Source organism: Ruegeria sp. (assembly GCF_028066395.1).
Classification (GTDB): domain Bacteria; phylum Pseudomonadota; class Alphaproteobacteria; order Rhodobacterales; family Rhodobacteraceae; genus Ruegeria.
Window position 1 is genome coordinate 1 of the sequence record NZ_JALCBM010000040.1, and the last position, 8,703, is coordinate 8,703.

The following is an 8,703-nucleotide window of genomic DNA, read 5'->3' on the forward strand; positions in this document are numbered from 1 at the left end:
CGGCGCATTTCTCGGGGCCTTTGGCCAGCAGCTTGGCGGTCCAGCTGGAGTCGGGGTCGGCGCTTTTGCGCTTCTCAATGGTCTTTTCAAGATCGAACAATATCATGATAGCTGCAGTTCCTTGAGCCTGCTGTCCTTCGTTATCACTGCATCAACCATAGCCCATAATTCTTCCGCAAACTCTGAACCCAAAACGTCGTCGCGGTTAAGACAAGTAAACAGATCGTTGCCTTCGCGATCTTCAGCGTCCCAATCCAGTAAAGAGCACCCTTCGGAATGCCAGGAGACAACGACTCCCCAACGTGAATCAGCGGGTGCTCCGTCTGACCAATCTCCAACATACACCTTGATGATCGGTGAGTGAGAAGCAGAGTTTTCTGAAAAGTTTACTGTAAACCATCCAATAAAATCCTCGTCCCACAACAAATCCCCTGCTCCATGGGTCGTGACCTGTTGGCAGCAATCGCAATGGGTTCGTTTGGTTTCCAGCTCAACGACCGTAATGTCTTCCCACTGCACTACGCCAACCTCATCGGGATGCCTGCGGCGGCCATGTGTTCCTTGGCCTCGCGGATGGTGTATTCGCCGAAATGAAAGATCGAGGCCGCCAGCACAGCGCTGGCCCCGCCCTTGGTGACGCCTTCAACCAGATGATCCAGATTACCCACGCCACCCGAGGCGATCACCGGCACATCCACCGCGTCACTGATCGCGCGGGTCAGGGGCAGGTTGAACCCGGCCTTGGTGCCGTCGCGGTCCATCGAGGTCAGCAAAATCTCGCCCGCACCCTTGGCAACAACGGTTTTGGCAAACTCCACCGCGTCGATGCCGGTGGGTTTGCGGCCGCCATGGGTAAAAATCTCCCACTTGCCGGGGCTGACGGTTTTGGCGTCGATGGCGCAGACGATGCATTGGCTGCCGAACTGATCCGCCGCTTCGGCGATCACATCTGGGTTGGCCACGGCGGCCGAGTTGAAGCTGACCTTGTCCGCCCCCGCCAGCAGCAGGGCGCGCACGTCGTCCTTGGTCCGCACGCCGCCACCCACGGTCAGAGGGACGAAACACTGTTCGGCGGTGCGCTGCACCACATCGAACATGGTGCCCCGGTTTTCATGGGTCGCGTGGATGTCCAGAAAACAGATCTCATCCGCGCCGGCGGCATCATAGGCCTTGGCCGATTCCACCGGGTCGCCCGCATCGCGCAGGCCGACGAAATTGACACCCTTGACCACACGGCCATCGGCGACATCAAGGCAGGGAATGATCCGGGTTTTCAGCATGGTGCATCCTTTGTTGGGGCACCTCTACCGGCAAAGCCCCGCTGATGCCAGACTTGTTGAGCCACGAATGATCCGGGGCGGATGATACGCAAATTCCAACTGATGTGCCTTTGGGGCTTGCCGCCGCGCTATTTCAGCAGCTTGAGGGCGGAAATGAGGTTGGCCTTGTCATCGGTCCACGGCGTTTCCCCGTCAGATGTGACACCGGTCCAGTTGCCCTCGGCGATGAAACCATCGATCAAGGATTTGTCCGGGCTGACAATCGCGACAATGCTGGATAGGGCGCCAGACTTCTTGTCCTCTTCTTTGACGGTGTGAAACTGGGTGGCGGCATGCAGACCCAGACTGCCCGAGATCCGTGCGAGCGGGTCGATCAGGTCGTAGTAATTGTTGCTGATGTGGAAAACCAAAACACCATCTTCGGTCAGCCGCTCGGTGTACAATTTGACAGCCTCTTGCGTCATCAAATGCAACGGAATGGCGTCGGAACTATACGCATCCAGCACCAGAATATCGAATTCAAAGGGGTTCTGCGCCAGAACGACCCGGGCGTCGCCAAGATAGGTCTCGGATTCTGGGGCACATTCGGACAGGTATGTGAACATGGACGGATCGCGGGCCACCTGATCGACCATCGCGTCAATCTCGAAGAATGACCATGTCTGAGAAGGTTGCTTGTAACAGGCAAGCGCACCGGTCCCCAGACCGACGATGCCGATATGCTCGGATCGTTGCCCGAATTCCGAGGTGATCACCTGCGCCATCGGACCCTTTGGGTGATAGTAGGTCAGGGGCGTCGGGCGTTTGCCGAAATCTTCCTCTTTCTGCCAGCCATGGATGGTGGTGCCGTTTCTGTAGACCCGCAGTCCTGCAAGTGAAAATACCTGATGCGTGCCAAAGAAGCTGCGATCCTGGAACAAGGTTTCCTGTTTGGAAATGAGAGAGGGCAGCATGACAACGCACAGCAAGACAGCGGCGCGAACCAGGCTGTTTCGGAACAGCAGCAAAATCACGGCCAGAACCAGGGTTGCGGCAAGGGCGTGGGACATGCCGTTGCCCCAAAAGTTGAACCCTTTGAACACCCCGAACACGCAAAGAACCGGAATGCTGGTCAGCAAGCCAATCATGACATTGCGTGGCGTAAGCGAAGACGGCAGCAGCAATAGCAGCCCGCCGGCCAGGATCAGGGTGATCTGAGCTTCGATCTCTTGAAAGAAGACCGCCGGCGCGATGATCGAGTTGAAGAGCCCGCCGAGGGCGCCACCGACCGACAGGGCGATATAGAAGACGGTCAATTGGTCAGCAGGTGGGCGGCGTTCGTACAGCAGCCTGTGCGCAAACAATGCGATCACGAACAGCACCGGAACGTAAGCCAGAATGGTGATCGGCGCGGCGTGTTGGCTAACCAGATTTGACAGCAACACAGCGCCAACCGCCAGCGCCAGAAGCACCGGGATGCGCAGGCTGTCAGTGGTCAACTTCTTCCAGGTGGCAAATGCGACGACAAATGACAGGATATACACGGCAAGCGGCACAACCCAGATTAGCGGGATAGAGCCCAGATCCGTACTGACTTTGGTGGTGATAGAAAGCATCAGCGATGACGGAACAAAGGCGACGGCAATCCAGATTGCGATTTGCTTCGGGTTGAGAGCGTGAGACGATGTATGACGTTCCGCACTGGTCACTGCGGGTCCCGGCCCGTGCATAGCCATCAGACCGCTGATCAGAAGCAGGCCACCAAACAGGATAAAGCCGAAAAACCAAATCGTGCTGGTCGCTTTTGCGCCCAACAGCGGATCGGCCAACAAAGGGAAGGCCAGCAAGGCCAGCAGAGAACCCACGTTACTGGCGCTATAGAGGAAATAGGGGTCATCCCGCGACGGGCCATTCGACCGTGTATACCACGCCTGAAGCAAGGGGGCGTTTGCCGATAAGACTGCGAAAGGCAGGCCGACGCCGATGGCAAACAGCTCGAGCGTTTGCAGGGTGGTCGACCGCGACGGGTCATGGCCCCATGTATCGCTGGCCGAAAGTGGCAGAAAGAGCAATGCCGCCAGCCAGAGCGTGATATGCGTGCATAATTGCCAGCGCAACGGCAGCCATTTTGTCAGCAGATGGGCATAGACATAGCCCAGAATCAGGATGACCTGAAAAAACAGCATAGCCGTGGTCCAGACAGCCGGAGCACCACCGATTTTGGGCAGGGCAAGCTTGGTAAACAGGGGCTGAACAAAGAAAAGCAATCCGGCACTGAGGAACATTGTGGTGCAAAAAACCACAACCGTTGCGGTCCGCAGCCTGAAACTGATCGGATACTCGGTACTTGAAAGGCTCATCTGAAACGGTCCTGCTTGCGTTCTTTGATGTGTCGATTAGCCGGGAAATGCGGCCAATATGGGGCTACTTTGTGTGAAATGCCCGCAGAATGGCGGTATTGTTCACAGGTGAGTTACTGTTTTCAGGGGGGCAGATCGCGCGGCCAAGACATCAAAGTGGCAAAGCCCCGCTGATGCCAGACTTGTGATTGCCATCGCTCTCGAACCTGTGAAAAATGCCCCCAAATTCATCAGGAGATCAATGAGATGCGTAAACTCATTCTGACAACAACATTCATTTTCGGAGGGACTGTCGCAGCAATGGCAGACGATATCATCAAGGTGAGCACGGACAAATCGGTGCCCGAAGCTCTGGACGCGCTCGAAGCGGCTGTTGGCAATGCAGGGGCCACGGTGTTTGCGCGTGTGGATCACGCGGCGGGGGCTGAAAAGGTCGGGCTGAGCATTCCGGCCAATCAGGTGCTGATCTTCGGCAACCCGGCGCTGGGCACGCCCGCGATGCAACTGGACCCGCGCGCGGGGCTGTTCCTGCCGCTCAAGGTGCAGGCCTACGAGGATGCGAACGGGCAGGTCTGGCTGGCCTATGAAGACCCGAAAGAGACCATGGACGAGCTTGACGCGGTCGAAGACGCACCCGTGATCGAGAAGATGCGCGGCGCGCTGGCCAAGCTGACTTCGGTCGCCGCGCAATAAACCTTTAAGACAGGGCGCGAATGGCCTCTGCCAGGTCAATCGCGCCATCATACAGCGCGCGCCCCGAAATCGCGCCGTTCAACGCCACGCCGCAATCGCGCAGCGCAATCAGATCATCCAGCGAACTGACCCCTCCGCTTGCGATCACGGGGATGGAAACGGCCTGCGCCAGCGCCGCCGTGGCCTCGATATTCGGGCCCTGCATGGCGCCATCGCGGTTGATGTCGGTGTAGATGATGGCGGCCACGCCCGCGTCCTCGAAGCTGCGGGCCAGATCGGTGACCTGCACATCGGTTTCCTCGGCCCAACCCTTGGTGGCGACCATTCCGTTGCGCGCATCGATGCCGACGGCAACCCTGCCGGGGAAGGCGCGCGCCGCCTCGCGCACCAGATCGGGGTTTTCCACTGCCACAGTGCCCAGAATGACGCGCGCCAGCCCCTTGTCGATCCATGTCTCGATCGTGGCCATATCCCGGATGCCACCGCCCAACTGCGCGGGCACGTTGCAGGCTTTCAGGATCGCCTCGACCGGGGCGGCGTTGACCGGCTCGCCTGCGAAAGCGCCGTTCAGGTCAACCAGATGCAGCCAATCACACCCGGCATCCACAAAAGCGCGGGCCTGCGCGGCGGGGTCTTCGTTGAACACGGTGGCCTTGTCCATCTCACCACGCAGCAGGCGCACGGCATTGCCGTCTTTGAGGTCAATAGCGGGGTAGAGGATCATGTCAGGCGGCCCTTTGCTGAGGTTTGCGCGGGATATGGCACGGGAAGGACGGGGGATGCAACGCGACGCTAAGTCATTCTTGCCCGGCGGCCTGTTGACGGTCAGACTGATCCGCAAAACAGGGAGATTGTCATGAGAACATTCACACTTGCGGTTGCATTTGCTGCGTTGGCGACCAGCGCCTGGGCGGATGATCCGGTTGACGGGCTGTGGAAGACCGCGCCGGGCGATACGGGCGGCTATCTGCATGTCTCGATCGGCCCCTGCGGCAGCGCGATCTGCGGCACCATCGACACGGCGTTCAACAAGGACGGCGACGAGCAACTGGAATACGAAAACCTGGGCAAACAGATCATCTGGGACATGGTGCCAGAGGGCGGCGGCAGCTATGACAACGGCAAGATCTGGGCGCCGGACCGGGACAAGACCTATAACTCGAAAATGGCGTTGGACGGGCAGAACAAGCTGACCGTCAAAGGCTGCGTTGCGGGCGGGTTGATCTGCCGGGGCCAGACCTGGACACGGGTCGAGTAAGCCTTACGGGGTCCAGGTCAGAAAGTTCCCGATCATGCGCAGGCCCACATCCTGACTTTTCTCGGGGTGGAACTGCATGCCAATCATCGTGTCGCGGCCAATCACGGCCGTGACCTCTTGCCCATAATCCACATAGGCCAGCCGCTGCGCCGGATCGGTAACGCGGAAATGGTAGGAGTGGACGAAATAGGCGTGATCGCCTGTTTCAATCCCTGCAAAGACCGGATGATCGCTCTCCAACACCAGATCGTTCCAGCCCATATGCGGCACTTTCAACGCGGCGTCCGAAGGTTCGATCCGAACAACATCTCCGGCAACCCAGCCCAACCCATCGGTTTCGCTGTATTCATGACCCTTGCTGGCCATCAACTGCATTCCGACGCAGATGCCCAGAAACGGACGCCCCTTCTGCTCGACCGCCTCGACCATCGCGTCATAAATGCCTTTATGGCCCCGCAGTTCCGCCGCGCAGGCCGGAAACGCCCCGTCGCCGGGCAGCACCAGCCGATCCGCCCGCGCGACAACATCCGCATCCGAGGTCACGACAACCTCGCCCGCATCCATCTCACGCGCCATGCGCTGGAACGCCTTCTCAGCCGAGTGCAGATTGCCCGACTCATAATCAATGATCGCAGTCAGCATGGTAGGGCCCAGTTCTTCTTCTTGTCTCAAATACGGCGGGGTGAATTGGCCGCAGGCCAAGAGGGGCAGCGCCCCTCACGCCAACCTCTCAAAGCGCGCCCTTGGTGGACGGAATCGCATCCGCCTTGCGCGGGTCGGTTTCCACCGCGTCGCGCAGCGCGCGGGCGACGGCCTTAAAGGCGGCCTCGGCAATGTGGTGGCTGTTGAATCCGTGCAACTGATCCACATGCAGGGTGATGCCGCCATGGGTGCTGAACGCCTGAAAGAACTCTCGCACCAGTTCGGTGTCGAAATTGCCGATTTTGGGCGTCGGCAGGTCGACATTCCAGATCAGGAAAGGGCGTGCCGACAGGTCCAGCGCGCAGCGAACCTGGGCGTCATCCATGGGCAGGTGACACTCGCCATATCGCCGAATACCCTTCTTGTCGCCCAGAGCGGCGGTCAGCGCCTGACCCAGCGCAATCCCGGTATCCTCGACCGTGTGGTGATCGTCGATGTGGTAATCGCCCTTGGCGCGGATCGTCATGTCGATCAGAGAATGGCGCGCCAACTGGTCCAGCATATGGTCAAAGAACCCGACGCCGGTCTGGTTGTCATATGTGCCGGTGCCGTCCAGATTGACCTGAACCGAGATTTCGGTCTCGGCGGTCTGACGGCTGATCGAAGCGGTGCGCATGGGCGAATTCCTTTTGCTACAGGCGCGCTTATAGACGGGGAAGGCTGGGCATATCCAGACCAAGCGTGGCGATCAGGACAAACTGTTGCAGGGGATTGCACACGGGCACGGCCCGTGCCAGCCTGCGCGGCAACACGAACCAACAGGGCCAATCCCATGTCCACCTGCGTTTTCATCCAGATCCGTTGCAAACCCGGCACTACCTACAAGGTCGCCGAAGACATCGCGCTGCGCGAAATCCACTCCGAGCTTTACTCGACCAGCGGCGAATACGACCTGCTGCTAAAGCTCTACATCCCGACAGATGAAGACGTAGGCCATTTTATCAATGAAAACCTGCTGGTGATCCCCGACATCGAACGCTCGCTGACCACCATGACGTTCAAGGCGTTCTGACACGCCGGGCCCGAGCCTTTTACCCGACCGTTGCCTTTACCATCAGCCCGCGTTTCGCCAGATTGACGCCTGCGCTCAGACGTCCTCGTCCAGAACGGCAATCGCCTCAATCTCGATCACCATGTCTTTGTAGACCAACGCGGGCACGGGTATGCCCGTGGTGGCTGGCCCCGGGGCCGCGTAAGACCCGGACCGAATCAACAGATTTTCATGCAGCGTCTCGGCAGAGGCGCTGCCCTGATAGAAGGTTGTGACCTTCACGACATTGTCCAGCGTCGCCCCGAATTCGGCCAGCACCTTCGACAAATTGTCCATCGCGATCCGGGTCTGCGCCACCATGTCGCCGGGATGCAGGACATTCGCGCCACTGTCCAAGGCAACCTGCCCACCGATGTGAATAACGCCATGGCTCAGGTTTCCGTGCTTATAGGGAAGGGGCGTGGTCCAGTTCCAATGGCCATCCGGCCACGAAAATTGCTTGGGTTCGGAACCGCTGTCACAGATGGCCGTTACTGAAATCCGGGTCGCCAGCCCGGGTTGCGCAAAAGCGGGAAGTGAAATTCCAGTCGGGGCCGGGCCCGGGTCGGGGAAATATCCGGCCCGAATACGGGCGGGTTCTTCCCAGTTGCTGCCGTTCAGGTCATCGCAATAGAAAACATTGATCTTGACCACATCTGAATACTCTGCGCCCACGGCCGCAAGCGCCCGGCCCAGTCGGTCCATTGCAATAGACGTTTGCAAGGCGATTTCCGCCGCGCCTTCGGCCGAACCTTCTGCAGACATGTCGCTGGTGAAGACCATGTCACCTGCGCGCAAAACATGCGAGAACGCTGCTGGCAGGGGTGGCATATCCTCAAGCTGCAAGGATTGTCGCTCAATCCGCGCGCCGTCCGGTGCGCGCATGGCAACGCCCTCGATTTCAACAAGCATGCCCGGATAGCACAATTCAGGTAGGTTGATCATGCTGATCACCGGTCGTGCCTTGGTGCCGATGACAAGCGCCAGTTGATCCAGCAGACGGGTTTCATCCGCTGCATCCCCGACATAATAAACGACAAGGCGCACCAGATCGTCGAAATCAACGTCCAGATCGCTGAAAAGCGCCTCCATGTAAGCCATGGCGTTTGCGCACTGGGCCGGCAAATCGCCGATATTGCGCACGGTCCCCTGATCATCCAGATCGACCTGACCACCGGTAAAGATCAGATCTCCGGCGCGTACCGCATGCTGGTGGGTCAGCTTGACGGGCCAATCCCAATGCCCTTCGGGAAAGCTGTATCGTCTGGCCAAACCGGTCCTCCTTGCATGTTGCCCGGGGGACTAAAGCGAAAACAGCACCAAAGCACAACGCGTCACCGCATCGGGCTATTCAGGATTTGTAAGTCGGAGGGTCTGTATCTGGAGCGGGCGAGGCGATTC

At 59.0% G+C, this 8,703-nt stretch carries 10 protein-coding genes, 1 tRNA gene and 1 pseudogene (1 of these 12 only partly in view); 3 read left to right on the forward strand and 9 right to left on the reverse strand.

Going from position 1 to position 8,703, the window contains the following annotated elements:
* The 4 genes and pseudogenes from MPJ51_RS13135 to MPJ51_RS13150 form a co-directional block, all read right to left on the reverse strand.
* A pseudogene (locus MPJ51_RS13135) lies at nt 1-109 on the reverse strand (phosphoribosyl-ATP pyrophosphatase); the annotation flags it as partial.
* The gene (locus MPJ51_RS13140) at nt 103-519 is read right to left on the reverse strand and encodes a hypothetical protein (RefSeq protein WP_298387414.1); all 417 of its coding nucleotides are present in this window, start codon (nt 517-519) and stop codon (nt 103-105) included. The gene MPJ51_RS13140 and the pseudogene MPJ51_RS13135, both read right to left, overlap by 7 nt.
* The gene (gene hisF, locus MPJ51_RS13145) at nt 519-1,280 is read right to left on the reverse strand and encodes an imidazole glycerol phosphate synthase subunit HisF (RefSeq protein WP_298387418.1); all 762 of its coding nucleotides are present in this window, start codon (nt 1,278-1,280) and stop codon (nt 519-521) included. The genes MPJ51_RS13140 and hisF overlap by 1 nt, the downstream gene beginning before the upstream one ends.
* A 128-nt stretch (nt 1,281-1,408) precedes the next feature.
* Nucleotides 1,409-3,619, reverse strand: a complete 2,211-nt coding sequence (locus MPJ51_RS13150; protein ID WP_298387421.1) for a fused MFS/spermidine synthase — start codon at nt 3,617-3,619, stop codon at nt 1,409-1,411.
* A 246-nt stretch (nt 3,620-3,865) separates the two neighbouring features.
* Between MPJ51_RS13150 and MPJ51_RS13155 the strand changes: the two genes are divergently transcribed.
* Nucleotides 3,866-4,312, forward strand: coding sequence for a DUF302 domain-containing protein (locus tag MPJ51_RS13155; RefSeq protein WP_298387424.1), 447 nt, complete (start codon nt 3,866-3,868; stop codon nt 4,310-4,312).
* A 4-nt stretch (nt 4,313-4,316) separates the two neighbouring features.
* On the opposite strand, the gene hisA is transcribed toward MPJ51_RS13155, so the two are convergent.
* Nucleotides 4,317-5,036, reverse strand: coding sequence for a 1-(5-phosphoribosyl)-5-[(5-phosphoribosylamino)methylideneamino]imidazole-4-carboxamide isomerase (gene hisA / locus MPJ51_RS13160; RefSeq protein ID WP_298387427.1), 720 nt, complete (start codon nt 5,034-5,036; stop codon nt 4,317-4,319).
* Between the two features lie 132 nt (nt 5,037-5,168).
* Between hisA and MPJ51_RS13165 the strand changes: the two genes are divergently transcribed.
* Entirely contained in the window at nt 5,169-5,570 is a 402-nt protein-coding gene (locus tag MPJ51_RS13165) for a DUF2147 domain-containing protein (RefSeq protein WP_298387430.1), read from the forward strand.
* Between the two features lie 3 nt (nt 5,571-5,573).
* Here MPJ51_RS13165 and hisH read toward each other — a convergent pair whose 3' ends face one another.
* On the reverse strand, nt 5,574-6,212 hold the full coding sequence (gene hisH, locus MPJ51_RS13170) for an imidazole glycerol phosphate synthase subunit HisH (RefSeq protein ID WP_298387433.1): 639 nt from the start codon (nt 6,210-6,212) through the stop codon (nt 5,574-5,576).
* 88 nt (nt 6,213-6,300) lie between these two features.
* Complete coding sequence (gene hisB / locus MPJ51_RS13175) at nt 6,301-6,888, reverse strand: imidazoleglycerol-phosphate dehydratase HisB (RefSeq protein ID WP_298387436.1); 588 nt, start codon at nt 6,886-6,888, stop codon at nt 6,301-6,303.
* A 156-nt stretch (nt 6,889-7,044) separates the two neighbouring features.
* On the opposite strand from hisB, the gene MPJ51_RS13180 reads away from it, so the two are divergent.
* A complete protein-coding gene (locus MPJ51_RS13180; protein WP_298387439.1) occupies nt 7,045-7,284 on the forward strand; it encodes an Lrp/AsnC ligand binding domain-containing protein in 240 nt (79 codons plus the stop codon).
* Nucleotides 7,285-7,359: 75 nt separating this feature from the next.
* Here MPJ51_RS13180 and MPJ51_RS13185 read toward each other — a convergent pair whose 3' ends face one another.
* The gene (locus tag MPJ51_RS13185) at nt 7,360-8,574 is read right to left on the reverse strand and encodes a RidA family protein (RefSeq protein ID WP_298387441.1); all 1,215 of its coding nucleotides are present in this window, start codon (nt 8,572-8,574) and stop codon (nt 7,360-7,362) included.
* A gap of 109 nt (nt 8,575-8,683) precedes the next feature.
* Nucleotides 8,684-8,703: transfer RNA gene (locus MPJ51_RS13190), tRNA-Gly, on the reverse strand (it continues 155 nt past the right edge of the window).